The organism is Pseudotabrizicola algicola, from assembly GCF_010915705.1.
Classification (GTDB): Bacteria; Pseudomonadota; Alphaproteobacteria; order Rhodobacterales; family Rhodobacteraceae; genus Pseudotabrizicola; species Pseudotabrizicola algicola.
The window spans coordinates 51563-77160 of sequence record NZ_JAAIKE010000003.1; the positions used below are offsets into that span (position 1 = coordinate 51563).

10 protein-coding genes (1 of these 10 cut by a window edge) are annotated in these 25598 nt (G+C 64.5%); all 10 read left to right on the forward strand.

All coding sequences use genetic code 11. From position 1 onward, the window contains the following. Positions 1-13843, forward strand: partial view of a calcium-binding protein gene (locus tag G3572_RS10100; RefSeq protein WP_164611401.1) — the final stretch only. It extends 15434 nt beyond the left edge of the window; only the last 13843 of its 29277 coding nucleotides appear in the window; the start codon falls outside the window, past its left edge; the stop codon is at positions 13841-13843. A gap of 51 nt (positions 13844-13894) precedes the next feature. Further along, positions 13895-14206 carry a DUF3467 domain-containing protein gene (locus G3572_RS10105; protein ID WP_164611402.1) on the forward strand — a complete coding sequence of 104 codons (312 nt, stop codon included), beginning with the start codon at positions 13895-13897 and terminating at the stop codon, positions 14204-14206. Next, complete coding sequence (locus G3572_RS10110) at positions 14203-16101, forward strand: efflux RND transporter periplasmic adaptor subunit (protein ID WP_164611404.1); 1899 nt, start codon at positions 14203-14205, stop codon at positions 16099-16101. Before G3572_RS10105 ends, G3572_RS10110 begins: the two co-directional genes overlap by 4 nt. Before the next feature lie 9 nt (positions 16102-16110). Then, positions 16111-18255, forward strand: a complete 2145-nt coding sequence (locus G3572_RS10115; RefSeq protein WP_164611406.1) for a PqqD family peptide modification chaperone — start codon at positions 16111-16113, stop codon at positions 18253-18255. After that, complete coding sequence (locus G3572_RS10120) at positions 18248-20266, forward strand: preprotein translocase subunit SecA (RefSeq protein ID WP_164611408.1); 2019 nt, start codon at positions 18248-18250, stop codon at positions 20264-20266. The genes G3572_RS10115 and G3572_RS10120 overlap by 8 nt, the downstream gene beginning before the upstream one ends. Then, positions 20263-21069 carry a hypothetical protein gene (locus tag G3572_RS10125; RefSeq protein WP_164611411.1) on the forward strand — a complete coding sequence of 269 codons (807 nt, stop codon included), beginning with the start codon at positions 20263-20265 and terminating at the stop codon, positions 21067-21069. Before G3572_RS10120 ends, G3572_RS10125 begins: the two co-directional genes overlap by 4 nt. Then, positions 21066-21950 (forward strand): hypothetical protein, encoded by an 885-nt coding sequence (locus G3572_RS10130; RefSeq protein WP_164611413.1) that lies wholly within the window; start codon positions 21066-21068, stop codon positions 21948-21950. The genes G3572_RS10125 and G3572_RS10130 overlap by 4 nt, the downstream gene beginning before the upstream one ends. After that, the gene (locus G3572_RS10135) at positions 21937-22986 is read left to right on the forward strand and encodes a radical SAM protein (RefSeq protein ID WP_240335504.1); all 1050 of its coding nucleotides are present in this window, start codon (positions 21937-21939) and stop codon (positions 22984-22986) included. Before G3572_RS10130 ends, G3572_RS10135 begins: the two co-directional genes overlap by 14 nt. Positions 22987-23052: 66 nt before the next feature. Further along, on the forward strand, positions 23053-23829 hold the full coding sequence (locus G3572_RS10140; RefSeq protein ID WP_205518684.1) for a SapC family protein: 777 nt from the start codon (positions 23053-23055) through the stop codon (positions 23827-23829). Positions 23830-23835: 6 nt separating this feature from the next. After that, positions 23836-25347, forward strand: a complete 1512-nt coding sequence (locus G3572_RS10145; RefSeq protein ID WP_164611415.1) for a tryptophan halogenase family protein — start codon at positions 23836-23838, stop codon at positions 25345-25347. The last annotated feature ends 251 nt before the right edge of the window (positions 25348-25598 follow it).

A 25598-nucleotide genomic window follows, 5' to 3' on the forward strand; every position in this document is an offset into this window, starting at 1 on the left:
TGCCAGCGGTGCCTCTGCAACAAGCACCATCACGATCGACCTGCTGACGCTTGTCGATTTCGACAACGGATCGACTGTCACGGTGACCGACAGCGCGGGCAAGGTCTTTGCGCGTGCGTTCAACGACATCAGGGCGGTTGACGAGGTTGCGCTGTTCACCGCTGGCGCCGTCTCGGGGGCCGGGGCCTTTGTGACCCTGAACGCCAACAATCTTGTCGCACGTGTCGATGTTGGCACCGGGGCGCGGGTGCGCTCGGCCGGCACGGTCGAATTCGAGGCGATGGGCACCAACAATATCTCGCTGCAGTCCTACTCCGAGACATATGGTCTGGGCACCGTGGCCTTGGGCTATGCCAAGGCAAACCTGCGTCCCGACAACATCATCAACATCGCCGGCACTGTGCTGGGTGAACGCGACGTGTTCCTGAGCGCCGGCACGGACAAGGATCTGCGGATTCCCGTCAACAGCATCAAGGCGCGGGTCGACAATTTCGCAGGCTCGCTCATTCCAATCAGCAGTCTGGAAACCGAGGCGATCTATCAGGTCGACAATACCATCCGCGTGATGGCTGGCGGCCTGCTGGAAAGCTATGCCAACATCAATCTGTTCGCCGAACAGTCCGGCCTTGCCAACCTTGATGCCGTCGCGAAGGCGACGAACTGGATTTCATCGGTCACCAACGCCATCGACTCGCTGCTTGGTGGCAACAACACCAAGATCGGTGCGGGCAAGGGGCTGGCGACCGCCTATGCCGATGTCATCAACGATGGCACCATCCGCACCGGCGCACAGCGCGTGAAAACGCTTACGGTCACCTATGACCCGGCCACGAACACGTTCTACTCTTCCGGTACGGGAAACATCGGCTGGTCTGTGTCGGATCAGGAACTGCAATCCTCGCGCTTCACGCAATACGAGGAAGCGCGCGAAAACCGCAACCGCTATGCCATCAGAAAAGACGGGGCATTCGTAAACCCCGATCTGGTTGCCTTCTATGACGCGCAGATGGCGCGTCTGCTGGACGAGATGCTTGCGAACGGCGAAGCGCATATCGTCGCCGGTGTCGTGGTGCCGTTGCTCAACGAAGTCGTGGTGCTGACGGTCGATCCGGTGACGGCGCAGGCCGGTCGGGTGATCGTGGTGGCCGACCAGATGGCCGGTGCGGGCACCTACGACACGCCCCGTGATGCGCGGATCGAGATCACGAACCAGACCCACGCCTTCCTTGTGATCAATGGCGCCGAGATTCCCGAAACCAACGGGGGGATTCTGTTCAACGGCACCGACATTTCGGTGCAGTCCGACCCGCTGGGCAAGATCCTTGAGCTGAACCAGAGTGCAGTGACTCGCGACAACGGGCAAACCGTATTGCCCCCCGTTGCGCTGCGTGTTCCCACCCTGACTTTCTCACCGCAGACCTTGCTGACCAACGACGGTCGTCCGGAAATCACCATACGCAACGATTTCAACATCGTTCTGGGGGCACTGAGCGGCGGGATTCTGACGACCCCGATCTGGCCCGACATCTTTGTGCGCGGCAATGTGCTGAATCTGGGCGGCAACATCCTGTTCGACAACAACAGCGCATATGGCGGGTCCACCGGCGATTTCATCTCGACCGCCGAGGTCAATGGTCAGACCGTGACCATTCGCACCGGCGGTACGGCGATCATCGCGCCGCCCGCAGCAGACGGCACCATCGTCCATGTCGCGGGCGAACCCTACAGCCAGTGGAAAACCGCGGCGCTGACCGGTGCGGGTGCCACTGACGCCGGGATGCTGGATGCCGAGCGGTTGGGTCAGGCCGCGATCGACGCCTTCCTTGCCCTGCAGCCGACAACGCCCTCGATCTACGCGCGGCGCGTCATCATCGATTCCGAATTCGTCAACGTGAATGGCATCATCCAGAGCGGCAAGCAGGATTACCATGTCACGCTCGGCAACAGCGTGCGTGACCAGATCATCGCGCTGCGCAACGCCGGGGCCACGCGGATCACGGCGCTGACCACCGACAACCCGGATTTCCAGATTTTCTATGACCCGACCGGCAACAACGGGCAGGGCCGCGTCATCGTGACGGAACTGCGCCCGGCGGGCGGTTATGTCGACATCACCGGCCATGTGATGAACACCCGTAACGGGAAGATCATCGTGAATGGCGGCTACCCGGATATCCGCATCACGAATTCGATGGTGTTCGCCACCGGCGGACAGCCGGAACTGGTGGTGCAGCGGATGGACGCCTCGCAGCGCGGCGAAGGTCTGCTCATCATCAAGGACAAGGCCAAGGCCCCTGTCGGCCTCGTCGGCGCACAGGTTCCGCATACGGTCATCTACACCGTTGGCGACAACGGTGTTGTCACCCGCAGCGTGAACGGCGTCTCCGGCGCGCTTGCCGGGCGGACCGATACCTACAACCCGCAGACAGGCTACCGCTATGGCTGGACGCTGGCGCAGGCCATCCGCACCACGCTGATAGAGGAGTGGCGGGAAAGCGACTGGCTGGGCATCGACGCTTTCGCGCCCGACAGCCGTTCGCCCGACAAGACCACCGTGCTACCCTTCCCCGGCGTTCTATTGCCCGACAGCAACTATTTCTACCTTGATGCGACCAAGGTGGGCGACACCTACACCTACAACCGCACGTCGGTGACCAACAACGTGGACGGCCCCAACCGCACCGGCTACAAGACGTGGTCTTCGTGGTATGGCACCAACCATACGTGGTTCCAGTATACGACCATCACCGATACCACGACCTTCGTTACCCACACGATCAAGGCTGACCGGCCCATCGGAGTCGAGTTTATCGGCCATGCCACGGGCCGTGTCACGATCAACGGCGGGGCTGCCAATGTGGTGGTGGATCAGGCGATCCAGAACCCGACCGGGCATACCGCCATTTCCACCACCGGCACCATCCGCACCACCACGGGTGCGATCAACGGGGTGATCGGTGGGCGCACCATCAGCATCACCGCGGGCGGCGACATTGGGTCCGGGCTTGACCCGGTCCGGGTCGATCTCTCGAACCTTGTGACCACGTCGAACCGGCTGGATGCCACGTCTTCGGGCGGGGCAGTCCATCTGCGGGAAGTCTTCGGCACCATGACCGTCGGCACCATCACCGCAGGCGGTGGCCGCGACGTTTCGCTTACGTCCCACTCCGGCATCCTGCGCGCATCGGGCGCGCATCTGATCACCGGCGGCGCGATCACGCTTACAGCGCAAGCAGGCAACATCGGCACCTTGGCCGACAAAATCCGGCTCGATACCGGCACCACGGCCCGCGACGTGCTGCGCGCCTATGCAGAAGCGGGCGAAGTGCATGTGTCCGAAACTGCGGGCAACCTGCGCGTGTTCGAAATCCTGGCCGGGGGAGCGGTTTCGGTGCAGGTGGTGGCGGGCAATCTTGTCGACGCCAACACGACCGAGGTGCGCGATGAACGCGCTGTGTCGGAACTGCGCGCGGGGGTCTGGTCAGACCTCAGCCTGACCGATTTCGAAGATGGCGTGTTTACAGGCCGTGCCACCGCCAAGGTGCAAGACGCCATCATCACGCTGGAAACCGCAAAGACCGCCGAATACCGCGCCTACTGGACCGTGCGCACGCAAGAGGCCGAACTGCGCAAGATCTACCTGCGCGCGCTTAACCCGACCCTGCCGGAAGCGAACCGTCTGACCGAAGCCCAGATTGAGGCCGATGCCGCCAACCGGCACCTGATCTTCCGGCCCGGCAGCACGACGTATGACGCGAACGCTCTGTTGTCGGTAAGCGAGGACGAGATCGAATTCTATCGCCTGCAAGGGATAGAATTGGGCCTGACCGGCGCGGCGCTGACGACCTATGTCAATACCACCGTGCAAACCCTGCGCACAAGCCGGACCGTTCAGTTCCGCGCGCTCGATGCCGTCTGGGGCGCCAACCCCGGCAGCGATGGCAACGTCGACACATTCGATGCCACCTATGTCGTCGCCCTGAGCGCCGAAGAACGCGCCGCAATCGAAGGGTCCATCAAGATCTGGACCGAAAGCGAGTTGATCAACGCCATCGGCGCCGGTCTGCTGGCGCCGATCACCGACACCGACCTCAGCATCGAGGACCCCAACATCGTCGGCACCTCGGTAACGCTGGACGTGTCCGGCAGCATCGGCCAGACCGGCGGGCAGGTCTATATCCCGATCCAGCCGGGGGTCAGCCTGACCGATGAACAGCGCTTGATCATCGGTTCGGCCGAACGTGACGATATCTTCTATCTGACGACCGAGCGCTTTGGCGCGACGGTGAATTTTGATGCCGCCGCAGGCACCATCACCCGCACGTCGGGGGTCTGGAGCGCCGATCTGATCGGTCAGGTGATCCAGGTCGAGGGCAACTCGGCCAACGCCACCGAAGAAGGGCCATTCTTTACGGTCCTGAACGTGATCGGCAGCACCATCTACATCGATCAGGACCGCGTGCCGCTAACGCAAAGCGAAGCCGGAGTTGCGGTCTTCGTGTCGGGCCTTGCGCTCAGCCCGCGCGGCGTGGAGGTTCCCGCAGTTGTCACCGTCAGCGGCGGCAACACCATTACCCGCACCGACGGCGGGGATTTTGCAGATTTCCGCGCCGGGATGAAACTGATCCTGCGCGGAGTCACGCTGAGCGGCAACGACGCTTCGTCGCTCTTTACCATCCAGTCGGTCAACGGTGCGTCGATTGTGCTGGCCGGAGCGCCGGGTCTGCTGGCGGAAACCGCAGCGTCGGTGACGCTGGCACATTACGTCGAACTGGCCGCGCTTCAGGTCCAGCTGCGCGAGGATTTCGACCTCATCGCCTCGGGCACGCTCAACATCGTGGCGGGAGCCGACAGCTTCATCGGGTCTGAGTCTCCGCTCGCGCTGGGTCAGGCAACGGTCACGGGTGATCTGCGTATCCGGGCACAGGGCAATATCACCAATGCAACCGGGTCTTCCGCCACCAACGTGGTCAGCGACAACCTGCTTCTGGAAGCCGGCAGCGGCGCAATCGGCGGAGCGGGAAGTGCCAACCGTATCTACGTCAACCTGTCGCCCGATGCGACGCTGACCGCGCGCAGCGGCGGCAGCATCTTTGTCACCGAGCGGCAGGGCAACATGAACGTGGCCACGATCTACTCGCAAAGCGGCGATGTGGATCTGGTGGCGCAGGGCTCCATTCTGGATGCCCTCAACACCGCCTTCGTGAACATCGAGGCCAACAGCATCACGCTCACCGCCCAGACCGGAACAATCGGCGTCGACGGTAACGCCCTTGACATCGAGGCGCGCGGCGACACTGGCGCGACCCTTGGCCTCGTCACGGCCACCGCCGAAGGCAGCATCGTTCTGGCGGAACAGTTCGGCGACATGAACATCCGCAACGTCCTGTCGCGCAGCGGTGACGTGACCTTGGAGGCGGCGCTGTCGATTCTGGATGCGGTCGATATCGCCGATCCCACAAACCCGCTCAGCGCCAACCTGCCCACCGGAACCTCGCAATTGCAGGCCGATGTTCTGGCGGCGGGAAGCATCACGCTGATCGCGCGGCTGGGGTATATCGGGGCTTTCGGCAACGAACTTGACATCGACAGCCGTCGTGGCGGGTCGGGCGTGGTGAACAGCCAAAGCCGCGAAAACGCCTTCATCATCGAAACGGCGGGCGACATGCATATCAACCGGGTCGGCGTCGATCTGGCCGGTTTGACCGCGACCGCCTACCTGACGGCGGTTGCGGGTGGCATCCTGAACGGTGCTGCGGCGGGCGCGTCGAACGTGACGGGGGGCCGCGCCTTCCTGATCGCGCGCGACAACATCGGCACCGCGCTGAACCCGATCTACACCCGCATCGGCACCATCCAGTCGATTTCCACCACTGGATCGACCTACGTGGTAAACGATGGCGCCTTGCTGGTCGAGGTGCTGGATGGCGGGCCGGGCGACGGGCAGTTTGCAGGCGGAGAGGTGAACACCACCGCCAGCAGCCCGATCACCGTGTCATCGAACATCATTGCGACGTCCAACATCACGCTGCTTGCGACCGAAAGCGCAGCCCCGGATTACGACACCATCACCATCCTGTCCGGGAGGACCGTGCAGGCCGTGGCGGGGAACGTGACCATGCGTGCTGGCGACCACATCGTGGTGCAGGAGGGTGCGCAGGTGCGCGCCGGGACCGACGTGCTGATGACGAGCGATGTCGACAGCATGGGCTCTGCGGGCGGTGACATCACCGTGGCCGGGCTTGTGGCTGCGGGCCGGACCATCCGCATGACCTCGGGCGGCGATGACGACATCATCACCGTGACTGCGACAGGCGAATTGCGCGCCGGACTGGACGTGGAAATGTTGACCGGCGGCGGCGCCGACCGCGTGGCCCTGCCGGGCCGCATCACCGCTGGCCGCGATCTGTCCATCTGGCTTGGCACTGGCGATGACCGCCTGCTGGCCAGCGGGGCGATTGCGACCGGACGTAACATCCTTGTTTCCGGTGAAGACGGTGCCGATCACATCGTGATCGACGAGGTATCGCAATTCCGCGGACATGCGCTGCTTTCAGGGGGCCAAGGCGACGACCGGATCGAGGTGATCCGCCTTGTCGGCCAGAACCGTGCGACAGACAGCCTTCGCATCGACGGGGGCTCGGGCTCGGACCGGGTGTTCATCCAGACCCACGGGTCGATCGGTGGTGCGGCGGTGGATTACATCATCGACGTCCGCGATACCGGCGCGCCGGATCAGGGTGCCGACCACATGGAAATCTCGGGCACGGACGACAACGACTTCTTCCTCAGCCGTGCCGATTTCATTGCATTGCTGCACGGCACCAACGCCGAAATCCGGGGCAATCTGGCCAGCCGTCCGCAGACGGTCGAGCGGATCAATTATGACCGCAACATCAACGGGCGTGTCGTGGTGCTGGGCCATGATGGCGATGATACCTTCATCGCCGACGACAACAGCGCGATCATGACGCTGGATGGCGGGCGCGGGAACGACAGCTTCCAGTTTGGCCAGATCTTCGGGGTTGCGCCGGTGCATGCCAATGCCGCGCAAAACGGCATCGCGGCGGGTGACGACATCTCGGCGGTGCTGACCACGCGGGGCTGGCTGTCGCGCGGTGTCAGCTATGCCACTGTCGCCTTCGGTGGCGAGGGGAACGATACATTTACCGTCTATTCCAACCGCGCACAGGTGAAGCTGGAGGGCGAGAACGGCAATGACAGCTTCCTGATCCGGGCCTTCCTGCTGGACGCGGGCGCCAGCTCGATGGAGGCGCTGACCGAGGTGCGTGCGGGCGAGGGCGACGACCTGATCCAGTACAACATCAACGCTCCGGTCGATATCGACGGCGGCGCCGGGTTCGACCGGGTGATCGTGCTGGGGACCGAAGCTGACGATGTGTTTGTCATCACGGAAAACGGCGTGTTCGGCGCCGGGCTGAATGTGCGGATCAGCAACACCGAGGAACAGCTTGTTGTCGACGGGCTGGAGGGCGATGACACCTTCTATGTGCTGTCTACTGCCGCCGGTGCGGTAACCCATGTGATCGGCGGGCTGGGATCGGATACGGTCATCGTTGCCGGCGACGTGACCGATCGGGTGATCAGTTCCGATGTCGAGGGCCGGACGGGCGGCGTTACCCATCAGGTGACCAGTGGCGATCCTGACTATGACAACGTATTCGCACCGGGCATTTCGACGATCATTGCCGACGCGAACAAGGGCGCGGTGCTCATCAACCAAGGTCTGGGAGGTGATGTCACACCGGGGCGCACGGTTGTGGGCGAAGGCGCGATGTCCGACATCTATTCCGTCGTGCTGGCCACCGCACCCGTCGGCGGTCCGGTCTATGTCACGGTATCTGCCAACCGCGCGTCGGCGGCCGACCGCAACCTGGCGGTGCCGACAATGGCGGCTGGCACGACCATCGGCTTTGCTGCCGGCGGCACCACCCTGAGCCGGACTGGCGGAAGCTGGCTTTCCGAAGGGTTCGAGGAGGGCCAGACCATCGTCCTGGCCGGCGCGGGTGACAGCAACGGGCGCTACCGCATCACCTCGATTACCGCAACGCAGATCACCGTCGACACCGCCTTTGCCACCACCGAAACGGCGCTGGCCGGGGCGCTGGTCGAAGGCCTGCGGGCGGACTCCGTGCTGATTTCTGCCAACGGGGTCGATTTCGCCGATGCCATTGTGCTGGTGTTCGACGAAACCAACTGGAACCAGGCGCAAACCATCACTGTCCGCGCGGTGGATGACACCGCCGCCGAAGGTTCGCGCAATGTGGTGATCAGCCATTCGGTGATGTCGGTTGATCCGGCCTTTGATCGCGCATTGGTCGAGAACGTCGTGGTCGAGGTGCTTGATAACGATCAGGCGGGCGTTCGCATCCTGCCCTCGGGCACCGCAACCCTTGTTCTGGAAGGCGATGCGACCACCGGCATCTCCGACACATGGGATGTGGTGCTGACGCGCGCCCCCGCGCCGGGCGAGGTTGTGACTGTCACCCTGTCGGGTGGCGGCTCTGATCTGCTGTTCAGCGACACCGTGCTGGTGTTCGACGCCTCCAACTGGAACGTCGCCCGGACCGTGACGGTGTCTGCCCCGCTCGACGGGATCGCGGAAAACCAGGAACGCATTACCGTCACCCATTCGGTCAGCAGCACCGGCGGCCGCTTTGCCGCCGTGGCTGACGCCACGATCGATGTGACGGTAATCGACGGCGATACCGCCGGTGTTCTGGTGCGCGAAACCGGTGGGCGGACTCTGGTCGTCGACCAGCCGGGCAGCACCGACGATTATCTGGTGCGCCTCACCAAGGCTCCGACCGATGCGGTGACCGTGACCATTTTTGACGATGGCCAGACCCGAGTTGTCCCGTCGGACCGCGTGTCGCTGGTGACACTGGCGCAGGCGACGACTGCGGTGCAGTTCGTGCGTGTCGTCGACGGGCCGGACATGCTGGTCCGCACCGCGGGCGACTGGCGGGCTGACGGCTTTGCCGCGGGCCAGACGGTGCGCGTGGCCGGGTCGGCCAGCAACAATGGCGACCTGAGGATCGGCAGCATCTCGGATGATGGCCGGACCCTGACCCTTGCCGGAGGCGGCAGCGTGGTGTCGGAAGCCGCGCTGTCGGTGACCCTGACAGTCGAGGCGGCGCAGATCACCTTTGATGCAACCAACTGGTGGCTGGATGTGGCGGTCACGCTTGAAGCTGACCCAGACTTCGTGCCGACAGTTGCCAGTTACGTGACCAAGACCTTCCCGGTCGAGCCACATATCGCGGGCAAGGTCCGTGGCCCGCTGCTGATCGATGGCGGCCCGACCGAGGATCGCACGATCCTTGCGGCCGTCATGCTGCCGACCGAACGCGACCCGGGGCCCTTTGCGCTGGACATCGTGACGGACGAGACGGTGCAGGATGACCGTGTGGTGATCCACAACGATACCGACGTCACCGGCGCCCCCGGCTGGATGCGCAACACCACCCTGCCGGATGGCAGCGGCGCGCTGCTGGTCAACGGGCTGAACATGGGCACCGGCACTGTCACCTTCGACGAAGGCGACGACACCACCGGCCCGGTCCTCGTGACCTATCCACAGGGCATTGCGATGCGCGGGGTCGAACTGATCGAGGTTCTGCTCGGGCGCGGCAACGACCACTTCACCGTGGAAGACACCAACCGCTATTCCGACAACCTGATCGCGCCTGCGGTGACCGCGATCCACGGTGGCGCGGGGTCTGACACCATTATCGTGACCGGCGGTGCGGGGCCGGAGTCCATCCTTGTCATCTACGGCGACACCGATGCCGAAGGGCGGCGCTACAGCTACACCGGCGGTGTGCCGAACGGCGCGGCGCTGACCTTTGACGCGGTGGGCAACCCCGGCGCTCAAGGCGACCTGATCGACGCGTCGGCATTGGTGTTCGCAACACCCGGCAGCTTCGGTCTGGTCATCCATGGCGGCGCTGGCAATGACACCATCCACGGCAGCCAAGGTGCCGACCACATCGCAGGCGGGTCGGGGAACGACATCATCTTTGGAGGGGCAGGCGCCGACCATATCTATGGCGACGCCGGCTTTGTCGTCGATCTTTATGCCCGCCACCTTGCTGTGCTCGACACCCCCGATCCGGCTCCGCTGCACAGAAGTGCCGATACGCGGATGCCGGGCAATGACAGCATCAACGGCGGGGCGGGCGATGATATCATCATCGCCGACCTAGGCCGCATCGACCAGATCGCGGGCACCATGCGGCTGGCGACAACCGGCCTTGTCACGCGGGTGACCAGCACCAACCCCGGCCTCGGTGGGGCCGATGTGGTGATTGGCGGGCCGGGCAACGACATCATCATCGGCGGCTTTGGTGCCGACCGGATCACTGCCGCTTCCGGCAACAACATCATCCTTGGCGACAACGGGCAGGTGGTCTTCGCTGTCTCGAATGCAGGTCAGGGCCGCATCGCGGTGATCGAAACGCTTGACCCGGCCACGGGTGGCGCGGACATCATCCAGACCGGCTCGGGCGATGACGTCGTGCTGGGCGGTGCAGGCGCGGACCGCATCACGATCACCGGGGGTGACAACGTGGTGCTGGGCGATAACGGCGCAGTTGTCGCCCACGCGCAGGGCAGCCAGCAGATCGCCGGACTGTCGATGATTATTGGCGAGGTGCGGACAACCGCCCCGACTGTCGGCGGTGCGGATGTGATCGTCACCGGCGCGGGCCGCGATATCGTGCTTGGCGGGGCAGGGGGTGACATGATCACGACCGGCACCGACAGCGCGCTGCAAGGCAGCAACATCGTGCTGGGCGATCACGGGTTCATCCGCTGGATAAATCCTGTCACCGCGGCAGCCGCGGCCTTGCCGCAGTTGATCCGCAGCACCGATCCGCTTGACGGGGGCGCAGACCTGATCTTGTCCGGCGCGGCCAACGATCTGCTGATCGGCGGTACGGGCGGCGACACGATCTATGGCGGGGCGGGGAACGACCTTGTCATGGGGGACCATGCCCATGTCTTCGGGTCCATCGACCTTGCAGCCCTTCCGCTGACGGTCGGGGCCATGCCCTTCGATGTGCGCTCGCTGCACACCGGCGCCGGGTTCGGAGCAGGGAATGACTGGATCTATGGCGGCGCGGGCGACGATCTGATCCTCGGGCAGCAGGGCGATGACGTGATCTTCGGCGGCGACGGCGATGATGACCTGATCGGCGGCCACAACGTCGAGACGGACGAAGGCGGTGGCCTTGCCGTCGACGGCAGCGATGCGATCGACGGCGGACGCGGCAATGATGTCATTCTCGGCGACTCGGGCCGCATCTACCGTTCGGGTTCGCAAGCGGATATCCGCATGCGGGTGCTTTCGGGCAGCACGATCTATGGCACCACGCCCGGCGTCGACGACGGGCAGGCGCTGGTGACATCGACGGCGCAACCCAACCCGGACGGTGCGGTGCAGCGGCTGATCACCCTGTTCCACCACTTCGTGTCGTCCAACCCGCAGCAGTGGGACGATGACTACATCGCCGGGGGCGCAGGTCACGATATGATCTTCGGCCAGATGGGTGATGATACGGTGCAGGGCGATGGCTCGATCGACCTTGATCTCAACGGCATTCCGGATCACCTCGAAGCGGCGGGCGTGCGCGCCTACCGCGATGCAGCCGGACTTCTGGTGATGCGCGGCTCTGTCGACGACTGGGCTGGCGTTGGGACGGATGGCCACGATTACATCGAGGGGAATGGCGGGAACGACGTGATCTTCGGCAACCTTGGCCAGGATGACATCGTCGGCGGGTCGTCGACCATGTTCGCCGGACTGACCGGTCCTGCCTCGATGCGCCCCGATGGGTCTGACATGCTGTTTGGCGGGTCGGGCACAGCGATCGGGCGCAACGATATGGGCGGGTCCGGACCGGATGCCCATGGCCGGGATGCTGACGTGATCGCCGGTGACAATGGCGACATCGTGCGGCTCGTCGGGATCAACGGAGTTTTCTCGGGCGGTTACCTGACCTTCAACTACGACAATTACGGTGGCGAACGTATCGTGCCGCGCGCGGTCATCCTGCGCGACTATACCGAAGGCGGGCCGGATTTCAGCGCCGCTGCGCTGAACGACGCCGGCGCCGGAGACGAGATCCACGGCGAAAGAGGTGACGACTCGCTCTATGGCATGACCGGTAATGATATCCTCTATGGCGACGCCCAGAACGACGATCTGATTGGCGGTTGGGGCCACGACATCCTGTTCGGCGGCACCGGCAATGACGGTGCCATCGGGGACGATGGCCGGATCATGACCAGCCGCAACTCGACCCAGTATGGCGAGGCGCTGCATGGCATCGCCGCGCTTGGTGCTGTGAACGTCCTGATCACCGGACCCAACAACTTCAACTTCCGCTATGTGATCGATGTCGACCAGCAGCTGAAAAAGACGGTCAACCTGACGCCCTATTATCTGGACGGCACGCAGAACCCGTATTTCCGGCCGCGTTATGCCGACGATGTGATCTTCGGCGGGCTGGGCGACGATTCACTGCATGGCGGGGCCGGGGACGATGCGATTTCCGGCGCCGAGGCGCTGCCGCTGTCTGCCTTGCCCCGCGCATGGAATGGCACCATCGTCAGTTTCGAGGTCGCCTCCAATCCGGGCGGGCTGCTGCAGTATGATCCGGTGACCGGCAAACTTGCGCATTTCAACGCCAACGATCCGCTGTCGCGCATCGTCTTTGCCGGGGGGGGGCAGTTCTTCCTGAACTTCGACCACACCGAAGGCCCGGTGGACCCGCGGTCTGCCACCGGCAGAACCACTGACGGCGATGATGCGCTGTTCGGCGGGATGGGGCATGACGCCATCATGGGCGGCACAGGGCGCGACCGCATCTATGGCGGCTATGGCGACGATTGGCTGAATGCCGACGACAACCTGCTGACCGCAGGCGGCACCAACCAAGGCACCGACACCGATGTCAGCTACGAAGACTATGTGCTGGGCGGTGCTGGCCGTGACGTGCTGATCGCCAACACCGGCGGTGACCGGCTGCATGACTGGACGGGCGAGTTCAACAGCTACTACGTGCCGTTCTCGCCCTTCGGGGCACCCACGGTGAACCGCCTGCTCGCCCCCGGCGCGGTGGAGTTCTGGTATGCGCTTGGCCGGAGCGATGGTGCCGACCCGACCCGCGCTGCCGACACGCGGACAAGCGCGGCACGCATGGGAGAACCCCACGGCGAATTGGGCATCGTTGTGCAGCAGGATGCGCATTGGCGCGACCAGACCGGCGCCCCGCGCGATCCGCAGCCCGGCAATGGTAGCGCCCAGCGCGATGTCCGCGTCAGTGCCGCCCCCGGCGAACGCAACGATGCCCGCTCGCCCACTGCGGACTATGGTTTCGGGGCCGGTGTGCTCAGCTTCCCGCTCGGGACCATGACGCAATCGGCAGCGCCGCAGACCAGCCCGATCAGCGCCACCATGACCCGCCCTGACAGCACGCGCATCCTGACCGCGATCAAATCGAACGAGATCGTCGTCAGCCTGCGCAAGACGGCAGGCGGGAACGCCTCGACCACGAGCTATGTCTACAATTCCGAGGAAGACCGGTTCGTCGCCCAGTCCCGCCAAGCCCAGCATCCCGATGCGCCCGTGGAGACCGTGCATGAATTGCTGGATGCCGACGGCTCGCTGTTCGCTTTCATAGATCGTCACGGCGCCTTGTGGGTGGTTGACGACATAGTGGACAACGCTGCGCGGCTTACGGACGAAGAGCCGGACGACTGGCTGTTCGTGGCCGATGTCAAGGCACCGGCGGCACGGGCGGGCGCGAAAAAGTAACCGATGCACCGGACGGTTGCAGCCGCCCGGTGTATCCCGAGAGGAGCAGGAATGTCAGACGGGAAAGAGGTTTCCACAGGTGCAAGGTCCGACAAAAGGACATCCACCGTGGAGTGGAACGACGAGGCGATGCAGACCACCTTTGCAAATGTGGTCAATATTCAGGGCACGCGCGAGCAGATCGAGTTCTTTTTCGGAACGAACCGCACGTGGGACGCCAACCGCGTTTCACCGATGCGTGTGGACCTGACCAACCGGCTGATCATGACTCCCTATGCAGCCAAGCGCATGCACCAGATTCTGACCGGTGTTCTGCGGGAATACGAGGCACGCCACGGCGTGCTCAAGGTGGATGACCAGTGACCACCACCGAAATCACCTCTGATTCAGACGGCGCCTCCGAGACCGCAGCCGCGCCAAGGGTGATTCCCCTCGAGCAGGGCTTCTGGAAGCGGTTGATGGCGGCCGACACTCCGCGCGCGGTGGCGCAGGCATGGGCCCCGCTGATGTTCGGCATGCTGGATGATGCCGAAGGCACCGCCGTCTATCTGCCGGACGGGCCGGGCGGTCGCCTGCGTGCTGTTGCAAGCTGGCCCGAGGCACGGCTGCCCGGCAGTGCCTTGGCCGAGGCGGCAGAAACCGCGCTTCAATCCGACCGAGGCGTCGTGCGCGGCGGATTGAATGATGACGGTCAACCGACTGGTGCCATAGTTGCCATCGCAGCACCGGTGACGCTGGACGGAGTCGTCGCCGGGGCGGTCGGGCTGGAATTCGCCCCGCGCACGCAGGCCGACCTGCGCGCCGCGATGCGGCGGCTGCAATGGGGGGCCGCTTGGATGCGCGACGCCCTGCGCCGCGATCAGGCGCAGGCGCAGGGGCGGCGCTATGAACAGGCGGTCAGTGCGCTCCACGCAGTGGTTGCGGTGGCGGAACGCGAAGACATTGCCACCGCTGCAAGGGCCGCCGCCACCGATCTGGCCACCCGCTTTGCGTGCGACCGTGTGTCCATCGGCTTTCGCCGTCTGGGGCGCACGCGCGTCGTGGCCATCTCGCATTCCGCCCAGTTCGGAAAGCGGATGACCGTGGTGCGCGACATCGCCGCCGCGATGGACGAGGCGGTGGACCAGCGAGGCGTGATCCTTTGGCCCGACAACAGCGCCGACCAGCCGATGGCCACCCACCGCCATGCCCGTTTTGCCGAGACCAACGGCGTCGGCCATGTGTTCACCGCACCGCTTTACGCCATCGACAGGTTTGTCGGCGCCATCACCTTCGAGCGCCCCGAGGCACGGCCCTTTTCCGAAGACGAGGTGCAACTGCTCGAAGCGGTGGCCACCGTGCTTGCCCCGGTGCTGGAGGAAAAGCGTCGCAACGACCGCTACCTGATTACCAAGGCTGTCGATGTTACGCTGGCCCATTTCGGGCGGATCGTCGGGCCGGGCCATCTGGGGCGCAAGGCGTTCCTGATCGCGGTCGCGGCGCTATCGGCGTTTTTCTGGTATGCCCGTGACGTCGACCGCGTCGCTGCGAATGCGGTGGTCGAAGGCGCGGTGCAGCGCATCGTGTCGGCCCCGTTCGATGGCTTCATCGCCGAAGCGCCGGTCCGTGCAGGTGACACGGTGACGGCGGGCCAGTTGCTGGTACGGCTGGAAGACCGCGAACTGGCGCTGGAACGCTTGCGCCACGCCACCGAACTACAGCGCCAGCGCATCGAATTCGACCGCGCAACTGCCGCGCGCGACCGTGCCGAAGCGGCTGTCCGGAGCAGCCAGATCGACCAGTCGGAAGCCCAGATCGCCCTGATCGACAAGCAACTGGAACGCACCCGCATTCTTGCGCCCTTTGATGGCATCGTCACCTCGGGGGATCTGTCGCAGTCCATCGGCGGGGCGGTGGGGCGTGGTGACGGATTGCTGACGGTCGCGCCCGAAGGCCAATACCGCATCAAGCTCAAGGTGGATGAACGCCGGATCGCCGATGTGGCTCCCGGACAGACTGGTGCGCTGGTGGTGACAGCGCTTCCCGATCGCAGCTTTCCGCTGGTGGTGCGCAAGGTCACTCCGATGGCCGAATACGGCGATGGTGCCACCACTTTCCGCGTCGAGGCCGAACTGACCACCCCTGTGCCCGACCTTCTGTCGGGCATGGACGGCGTGGCCAAGATCGACATCGCAGAACGGCGACTGATTGGCATCTGGACGCAGCCCATGGTGGACTGGCTTCGCATCTGGGCTTGGCGCTGGCTCGGTCTGGAATAGGGAAGCGCGATGGCCGATTCCTTCCTGTCCGCCGACTGGTATCGCGCCGCGCCCCTGCGCCCCCGCCTTCGCAGCCATGTGGAAATCCACCGGCAGCGGTTCCGGGGCCAGACATGGCACATCGTGCAGGACCAGCACAGCGGCAAGTATCACCGCATAAGTCCGGCTGGAAATCTGATTATAAGCCTGATGGATGGCCGCCGCCCGCTCGAGGAATTGTGGCGCATCGCTTGCGACCGGTTCCCCGACGAACCGCCCACGCAGTCCGAGGTGATCCGCCTTCTGGCGCAGTTGCACAGCGCCGATCTGATCGCGGGCGATCTGCCGCCCGACATCGCCGAAATGGGGCGTCGTCACCACGATCAGGAACGCAAGTCGATGCTGGCGCGCCTGCGCAACCCGTTGGCACTGCGCCTGCCGTTGTTCGACCCCGACAGCTTTCTGGGCGCAACGGTGGGCCTTGTGCGGCCGCTTTTCACCGTTTGGGGGTTTCTGGCATGGCTGGCTCTGGTGCTGACCGGCACGGTGCTTGCCGTCATGCACTGGCAGGCCCTGACCGAAGACGTGACCGACCGGGTGCTGAGCGCCGATAACCTTGTGCTGATCGCGCTTGCTTTTCCGTTGATCAAGGCGGTGCACGAACTTGGTCACGCGTATGCCGCCAAGGTCTGGGGAGGCGATGTTCACGAAATCGGGCTGATGTTTCTGGTGCTGATCCCGGTTCCCTATGTCGATGCCTCGTCCTCGGCGGCGTTTGCCAGCAAATGGCGCCGCGCGATTGTCGGCGGGGCGGGCATCATGGTGGAACTGGCGCTTGCGGCTGCGGCGATGATCTTCTGGCTCAATGCCGAACCGGGGCTGGCACGCGCCTTTGCCTTCAACGTCATGCTGATCGGCGGGGTGTCGACCCTTCTGTTCAACGGCAACCCTCTTTTGCGCTTTGACGGATACTTCGTGATGACCGACCTGATCGAGGTTCCCAACCTTGGCCAGCGGTCCAACACGTATTTCTGGTATCTCGTCCAGCGTTATCTGCTGGGCGTGAAAACCGCGAAAAACCCGGTCACCGCCCCAGGGGAACGCGGGTGGTTTTTCGTCTATTCCGTGACCAGTTTCGTCTATCGGGTGTCGATTTCCATCGCCATCGCGCTGTTCATCGCGTCCAAGTTCTTTTTCATCGGCGTGTTGCTGGCGCTTTGGGCGCTGGCCAATGTGTTCGTGATGCCGCTGTGGAAGGGACTCAAATACCTGTTCACGTCTCACGATCTGCGCGGTCTGCGCCTGCGGGCGATTGGGCTGACGCTGTCGGGCGTGGGGGGGGTGGCCGCCCTGCTGTTTGCGGTGCCGGTGCCGCATACCACCGTTGCCGACGGGGTGGTCTGGCTGGACGATCATGAAATCCTGCGCGCCGCGACCGATGGCTTTGTGGCGGACGTGCTGCGGCAGGATGGTCTGGTGCAGGCCGGAGAGGTGCTCCTTCGTCTTGAGGACCCGATCCTCGATGCGGAACGTCGGCTGGCAGAAACGCGGCTGGCCGAAATGCAACTGCGTCTGAACAGCGTGACAGCGATTGATCCGGTGCAGACCAACCTGATGCGCGAACAGGTGACCCATCTGCAGGAGCGACTGCGGTTTTATGACGAACGCGCCGCCGCCCTCGATCTGCGCGCGGCCGCTGCGGGCAATCTGGTGATCCCTCTGCCTCAAGACTTGCAGGGGCAACTGGTACGACGCGGCACGATCCTCGGTTATCTGCAGTCAGGCACGGAAATGCGGCTGCGGGTTGCCGTGCCGCAGGACAGCGCCGAACTGGTGCGCGACAGTGCCGCGTCGGTTCAGATCCGCCTGCAGCGTGACCTTGCCACCGTGATACCCGCGCGCATCGTCGCCGCCTCGCCCGAAGGGTTGCCGCAGGTGCCGTCACCTGCGCTGTCGACAAGGGGTGGCGGCACTATTGCGCTTGATCCGGCGGATGCGCAGCAGCGGCGCACGCTGCAAAGCCTGTTTCTTTTCGATGTGACCCCCACCGGCGCGTCTCCGGCGGCGCTGATCGGCGAACGCGCGCTGGTGCGGTTCGATCATGGGCCCGAACCGATGGGCTTTCGTGTCTGGCGCGGACTGCGTCAGTTGTTCCTGAGGCAGTTCAATGTCTGATCTCGCCTTCCACGCCGCCAGCCCGTTGCTGCGTTTGCCGCAGGTGCAGGACTATGCCGAGCGCCCGGATGTCGAAGACAAGGCACTTGATCGCTGGTGGCAGCGCGCCTCGGGGCTGTGGATGTCGCAGGGCACAGGTTTGCGCGGCTGGCGGTTGCGCGCCATCCTGCCGCAGGTCAGGCACCATGCCGCCGAAATGGCCGTGTTGGAGGACGCGGCCTTGCAGCAGCGCGCCGCCATGCTGCGTCCCGCGCTGCGCGCCGCGCTGGCCAGGGGGCGGCCCCGCGCCGCAGCCATCGGCCCCGCCTTTGCGCTGGTGCGTGAGGTCGCGGGCCGCCAGCTTGGCATGCGCCACTTTGACGTGCAACTGACCGGCGCCTGGGCCATGATGCAAGGCATGGTGGCGGAAATGCGGACCGGTGAGGGCAAAACGCTTTGCGCCACCCTTGCCGCCGCCACGATGGCTCTGGGCGGCACGCCCGTTCATGTGATCACGGTCAACGACTATCTGGCCCACCGCGACGCCGAACTGATGCGCCCGCTTTACACCTTTCTGGGGCTTACGGTCGGTGTGGTGCAGGCAGGCCAATCCGAGGCCGAGCGTCAGGCGATCTACCAAGCTGACATCGTGCATGCGTCGAACAAGGAAATAGCCTTTGATTATCTGCGTGACCGCATGGTGCTGCGGCGCGACCCCGGCAACCTGCGACGCAAGCTTGGCAGGATTGCGGGCGTCAAGCGCGGCCCCCTGCGGATGCGGGGCCTGCACTGCGCCATCATCGACGAGGCCGACAGCGTGCTGATCGACGAGGCGCGCACCCCGCTCATCATTTCCGGTCAATCAGTCGCGGGCCTTGGTCGCGACACCGCGATGCTGCGCCGGGCAATGGGGGCGGCGCTGGACCTGACCGAAACCACCGACTACCGCGTCAAGGCCAACGAACGCCGTGTGGAACTGACCGACCTCGGGAAAGACCGGCTGGAGGATATGGCCGAGGCCGAGCCAGATGCTTCGGGCTTTGGCATCAGGGTGATCCGCGAGCATGCTGTGGTGCAGGCGCTGACCGCGCTCCATGTCTTTCATCGCGACGAAGATTACATCCTGCGGGACGGAAAGGTGCAGATCGTCGACGAGAACACCGGCAGGGTGATGGCCGACCGGAGCTGGTCCGAAGGGCTGCACCAGATGGTCGAACTGAAGGAAGGCGTCGAGCTGACCGATCCGCGCGAAACCCTGTCGCGAATTACCTATCAGCGGTTCTTCCGCCGTTATGCGCGACTGGCGGGCATGACCGGCACCGCCCGTGACGCGGGGTGGGAACTGTGGTCGGTCTATGGCCTTCGGGTGGCCCGCATTCCCACCAACCGCCCCGATATCCGCCGCTTTGCTCCCGACCGCGTGCTGCGCGACGAAGATGCGAAATGGCGCGCGATTGCGGAGCGTGTGGCTGACTTGCATGCGCAGGGCGCGCCCGTCCTTCTGGGCACGCGGTCGGTTGCGGCCTCGGAAACCGCCAGCGCGCGGCTTGCGACGCTGGGCATCCCGCATCAGGTGCTTTCGGCAGCGCAGGACGCCGACGAGGCAGAGATTGTCGCACGCGCGGGTCAGGCAGGTGCTGTCACGGTGGCCACCAACATCGCCGGACGTGGCACCGATATCAAACTGGGGGCAGGGGTGGCTGCGTTCGGCGGGCTGCACGTCATCCTGACCGAACGCCATGACAGCCGCCGCGTGGACCGCCAGTTGGAGGGACGCTGCGGCCGTCAGGGCGATCCGGGCCGGGTCGAGGCCTTTCTGTCGCTGGAAGACGAGTTGATGCGCGGGAATGGCGCGCGGCTATGGCGTGGCGCTGCATCGCTGGCGCTGGCGCTCGGGCCGCGCGCGGCGGGCGTGTTCATCCGCCGGCGCCAGCGCCAGATCGAGCGCCTGCACGCTCGTATGCGCCACGACCTGCTGGAAGTGGACCGAAACCTTGGCGGCCTGCTGGCCTTTTCCGGGCAGATGGAATGACGATCCGGCTGGATATCATTCCCCCCACACCGGGCGCGGTCGACCTGTTCGCCGCGCTTGACGGCTGCGAGCGGCCATGGATCGCGGAGCTGTCGGCCAAGGCTATCGGCGGGCGACTGCGACGCGGACGGTTCTTGCTGTCGATGCCGCGTCTTGCTCTGGGGCCGGGGCCGAGCCGCGTGCTGCGTGGCATCTGCGCCCGTCTCGGGGCGCCTCCCGAGGGCATAGCGATGATCGATGCCCATCAATCCGCGGCCCATTCCGTGCATTTCGGCTTTGAACCGGAAGGATCTGGCCAGACCGTTATGAAGTGCTACCTGGAATTCGATGTGGCCTCGCAGCCCGCGCCGGACATGGTGTTTCTGGCCCTGAAATGGCGGCGCGAGGACCCCGCCCATTGGTCGATGTCGCATTACCTGACCCGCGATGCGCTGCCACCCGCCGCCCGGCGCGCGCTGGTGGCCGAGGCGTTGCCGGACGCGGCCGCGCAGGATGCGTTTCTGGCGCTGATGGCGGACTCTGCGCCCCTGTCTGACACGCTGACCCTGCTCGAGGTGCTGGAGCCGGGCAGCCCCCGTCGGTCGTTCGACCTCAACCTGTCCGACCGCGCGCTGACCCTTGGTGCGGCGGCGCCTGCGCTCTTGGCGCTGATGGGCGGGGCTGCCGGTGCCGAAGGCTATCTGCGCATCCATGCCGAGGATCGTCTGGGCCATATTGCCGCCGGTGTGGCACGAGATGGCCAGCCCTTTGCCACGGTCTATCACGGCGCGCACCAGCTCTGGCCAGAGGGGCAAGGGCGATGACGGGCTGGGCGCTTGAAAGCCGCATCCTGCCCGCCACGCCGCAGGACCCGGCGCTGGATTATTGCCAGTGGCCCTATGACCCGCCCGCCGCGCCGGGGCCGGGGGCGTGGCAATCCTCGGCGCTGCTCTATCAGTCCTTCGTGGTGGCGGGCCTTTCGGACCGGATGCTCGCGCTCTGCGACGCGCTCCGCACGGCGGTCGGGCCGTTCTCTACGGTCTGGGGCGTGAAATGGGCCGGTGACCGACTGTCATGGGAGTTCTATTTCTACGACTACGCCCGCATGCAGCGCAGCTTTGACATCGCTGCCTTCCGCCGCGCCACCAAGGGCCTGCTTCAACTGACCCCGCCCAATGCCGATGACCACCCCTATTTCATGTTCTCGGTCGAGGTGGATGCGCGCCACATCGACGGCGGCAAACCTATTGACCAGATCGACCTCTACATCGGCAATCCGGGAAGCGCCGTGTCTTCGGGCATCTGCTACGGCCTGTCTCAGACGGGCATGGAGATGCGGAATTTCTATTTCTTTTTCGATGCCAAAGCACATTTTGATGACATCCGCGAAAAGATCGTTTCAAATGCCCATGTGCCGCTGCGGCGGCTTCGGATAGAAGATATCCTGTGGCCCGAAATGGACTCTGCGCAAACCATTGTGGTGGCGAACAAGCGCCACAACGATGGGCTGTATTTTTCACGCATCCGCGCCGGTCTGTTGTCGACATTTCTGGACAGGCTGGCGTTTCCTGCGCCGATCCGCACCTTTTTGCGCGAGAACCGAGAGCGGTTCGACCATTTGCTGTTCGATGTGGGGTATGATTACCTGCCTGCACCAACCGGCGGGATACGCTTGATGAAAGGAAGCTTTTATGGGCTCCTCTGATCTGATCCCGGACGCGGCACTGGCCGCTCGGCTGGCCCTTGACCTGCCGGGCGTGCGCGCAGGTGTCACGACGCCCGCCGCGCTCCAAGGCAGCCGGCCCCGCCTGTCGCTGCGCGATCACGACCGCTATGTGTCGGTGACGATGGAATTCCGCTGCAATCTGGCCTGCGTGCATTGTATGATCGAGGGCACGATGGACCGCTTGCAACCCGCCTCGGACGAGGTGTTCGCGCGCATCCTGTCCGAACAGCGCGCCAACCGCCGGTGGGACGGGTTGGTGCTGACCGGGTCGGAAATAACCCTTCGGCGCGATCTGCCCGATCTGGCAGAGCGCGCCCGTGCCGCCGGGTTTTCCCGTGTCCGCATCCAGACGCATGGAATGCACCTGGCGCGCCCCGGTTATGCGCGCCGCCTGCTCGATGCAGGGGTGAACGAATACTTCGTCTCGGTCGCCGGGGCGGGCCGCGACAGCCATGACCGTATCACCGCCGTTGCGGGCGCGTGGGACAAGATGATGGCCGGCATGGAGATTCTCGATGCTGATCCCGATGTCCGCCTGCTGACCAACACCGTGGTCACCACGCTCAGCTATGCCGAACTGCCCGCCATCGTGGCGCATCTGGCCCATCTGAAGCGTCTGGTCCAGATGGAGTTCTGGACTTACTGGCCGATGGCTGAACGCGATGACAAGGGCCTGATGGCACGCCACGCCGATATCCTGCCCCATCTTCGCGCGGCGATTTTGGCGGCACGGGCGCTGGGGCGCTTCGTCGAAGTCAAGAATTTCCCCGAATGCCTGCTGGCGGATCTGGGTGATGCGCTGGTCAATGCACAACCGATGCTGGTGATCGACCCTGCCTTCTGGACAGAGTTTGACCGGAACGGGTTCCACCAGTGCCCTCACCGCGACACCTGCGGATCAACCGAATGTCTGGGACTGAACACCGCCTATATCGAGCGCTTCGGCCCCGAGACGCATGAACTGACACCGATACCGACCCCGACGGCGCCCATCCGTGGCGCTGTGCCGCCATAGAAATGCCGGGGTCTGTTGTCCAGATTGATACTTAACTCATCTAAACCACTGAAAGGAGCCCATCGAATGGCCAAGCAACTGATGATCTACGAACGCGCCGTGCCGATTTCGTCCGAACGGCATCGCGAATGGTCCGTCAAGATGGGAACAAGCTATGGATTTGCCCAGAATGTGAATTCGGTGCCGCTGCTTGCCGCAGAGTTTCTCTCGGCGGCACAGGATTACGCCATCGTTTTTGCCGGCGATGACAAGACAGTGTTTCCCAGCGTGATCCTTGGAATGCGCGAGAACGAAAACGGCCACGTCAATGCGGCGGGCGCGTGGACCGGCGGGTATATCCCCGCTTTCCTGCGCCGCTATCCCTTCGTCTTTGCCCGCTCGGATGATGGCCAGACCTTTACCCTGTGCATCGACGAGGAATTCGAAGGCTTCAACAAGGACGGTCGCGGAGAACGCATGTTCGATGCAGACGGCAACCGTACGCAGTTCCTTACCAACATGCTGACATTCACGCGTGAGTATCAGGCCCTGTTCGAACGCACGCAGATGTTCGGGGACCGCCTTCTCAAGCATGGCCTGCTGCAACCTGCGCAAGCCCAGTTCACGCTGCCCGGGGGGCAGACCGCGTCGCTTGCCGGGTTCTTCACGGTGGACCGCGCCAAGCTGAAGGAACTGCCGGCGGATGTTCTGGCCGAAATGGCCCGCACCGATGAGTTGGAGCTGTGCTATGTGCATCTGCAATCTCTCAACAACCTCACGCCGATGGCCCGCCGCATCGCCGAAGCCGCTGCCCCCAGTATACGCGACGAAGCGGCACAGACCCCGGCCGAAGCGGGGGTCTGACCGCCCATGCGGGTGATTGTCGTCGGTGGCGGTTCGGCAGGATGGATCGCCGCCGCGACATTGCAGAGCCGGTTAAACGGCTCGGGGCCGGGGCGTGTGGACATCACGCTTGTCGAGTCTCCCGATACCCCCCGGATCGGGGTCGGAGAGGCGACGATTCCCACCATGCGCGACATGTTGCGCGGCTTCGGCATAGCCGAGGCCAAGTTCATGCGCGCCTGTGAAGCCAGTTTCAAGCACGCCATCCGCTTTGACGACTGGTCCGCGCCGGGCAGCCGCTATCTGCACCCGTTTCACCGCCACCTCACCCCTGACATGCAGATGGCGGCAGCCCGTTGGCTGGAGGGCGATGGTGCGTCACCCTTCGATAGCTTTGCCAGCGCCCAGCCCGGACTGATCTCTGCGGGTCTCGCACCACGCGGTCTGGACGGGGCCGACTACCAAGGCGCGGTACCCTATGCCTATCACATGGATGCAGAAATGTTTGCCGATGCGCTGGCCGCCCATTGCGTCGCGCGCGGCGTGAGGCATCTGCGTGACCATGTCGATCAGGTGCATCGCGATGCAGGTGGCTTGGTGACCGGACTGGCGCTGCGCGGTGGACAGCGCATCATGGCCGACCTCTACATCGACTGCACCGGCTTCCGGGCGCTGTTGTCGCCGCAGGCGAACGAACCCGGCGGCTGGGTAGACCAGTCGGCACATCTGCTGTGCGACCGGGCCGTGGCCTTTCGCGTCCCCGAAGACCCCGAACGCTTCACCCCCGCCCCCTTCACGCGGGCCCGCGCACTCGGATCGGGCTGGTGTTGGGATATCGGCCTGATGACGCGGCGGGGCAGGGGGTATGTCTATTCTTCGGCCCATATTTCGGGAGAGGATGCCGAGGCCGAACTGCGCGCCGAGGAGGGTGCAGCCGCAGCGGGCCTGACGGCGCGCCACCTGCGGTTTCGGGTCGGGCGGCAGGTGGCCCCGTGGACAGGTAACGTGGTGGCCATCGGGTTGGCGGCGGGATTTCTGGAGCCGCTGGAATCCACAGGGCTCTACCTTGCCGACTATGCGTCTCGCGTGCTGTGCGAAATGTTCCCGCCTAGCCCTGCCCATGCGGCAAACCCCGCCTTGGCTCGGCGCCACAATCAGTTGCTGGCTGAGGTGCATGACGACATCCTCGATTTCATACTGCTGCATTTTGTCGTAGCAGGGCGGCGCGACACCGTGTTCTGGCGCGATGCCAGCGCGCCACAGCGGCTGACCGACCGGCTGGCGCATCTTCTCGAGATCTGGAATGTGCGTCCGCCGCGCTTCTCGGATTTCTCGCTGCGCTATTCGCCGTTCAACGAGCTGAACTACGAATTCATCCTGCTGGGATCGGGCTGGCGCCCGGCCGGGCTAAACCGGGGCCCGGGAACCAACCTGCCGCCCGGGCTTGCGGCGGCCAACCGCGCCATCGCGGCCGGCTTGCCCACGAATTCAGCACTTCTGGCACATATACATGGCGGGCCAAGGGCAGCGCGCCCCTGACAGGCGTGAACCCGTCGATCTCCGCGGAAAGCAGATTTCGCCATGCGTTGTGGGGTAATCCGGTCCTGATCGGCGACCGGCATAGTCAAACACGTGGTGCCAGTCGGCATGATGCGCGACGATTGCTCCGTCCATGACATCGGATCTGTCCAACCTGACACGGCCGCGCCATCGGGAGACGGTAACCGCCGTTCCGCCCCCACCTTCCTGCTGACTCCTTAAGCTGCGATGCGGCTTCGTGTGGAGATTTG

What these genes read in the sequence shown, in the direction of transcription:
- G3572_RS10130 (WP_164611413.1), top strand. Translation starts at nt 21,066, where the DNA reads ATGACGGGCTGGGCGCTTGAAAGCCGCATCCTGCCCGCCACGCCGCAG.
- G3572_RS10115 (WP_164611406.1), top strand. Translation starts at nt 16,111, where the DNA reads ATGGCCGATTCCTTCCTGTCCGCCGACTGGTATCGCGCCGCGCCCCTG.
- G3572_RS10125 (WP_164611411.1), top strand. Translation starts at nt 20,263, where the DNA reads ATGACGATCCGGCTGGATATCATTCCCCCCACACCGGGCGCGGTCGAC.
- G3572_RS10135 (WP_240335504.1), top strand. Translation starts at nt 21,937, where the DNA reads ATGGGCTCCTCTGATCTGATCCCGGACGCGGCACTGGCCGCTCGGCTG.
- G3572_RS10120 (WP_164611408.1), top strand. Translation starts at nt 18,248, where the DNA reads ATGTCTGATCTCGCCTTCCACGCCGCCAGCCCGTTGCTGCGTTTGCCG.
- G3572_RS10140 (WP_205518684.1), top strand. Translation starts at nt 23,053, where the DNA reads ATGGCCAAGCAACTGATGATCTACGAACGCGCCGTGCCGATTTCGTCC.
- G3572_RS10105 (WP_164611402.1), top strand. Translation starts at nt 13,895, where the DNA reads ATGTCAGACGGGAAAGAGGTTTCCACAGGTGCAAGGTCCGACAAAAGG.
- G3572_RS10145 (WP_164611415.1), top strand. Translation starts at nt 23,836, where the DNA reads ATGCGGGTGATTGTCGTCGGTGGCGGTTCGGCAGGATGGATCGCCGCC.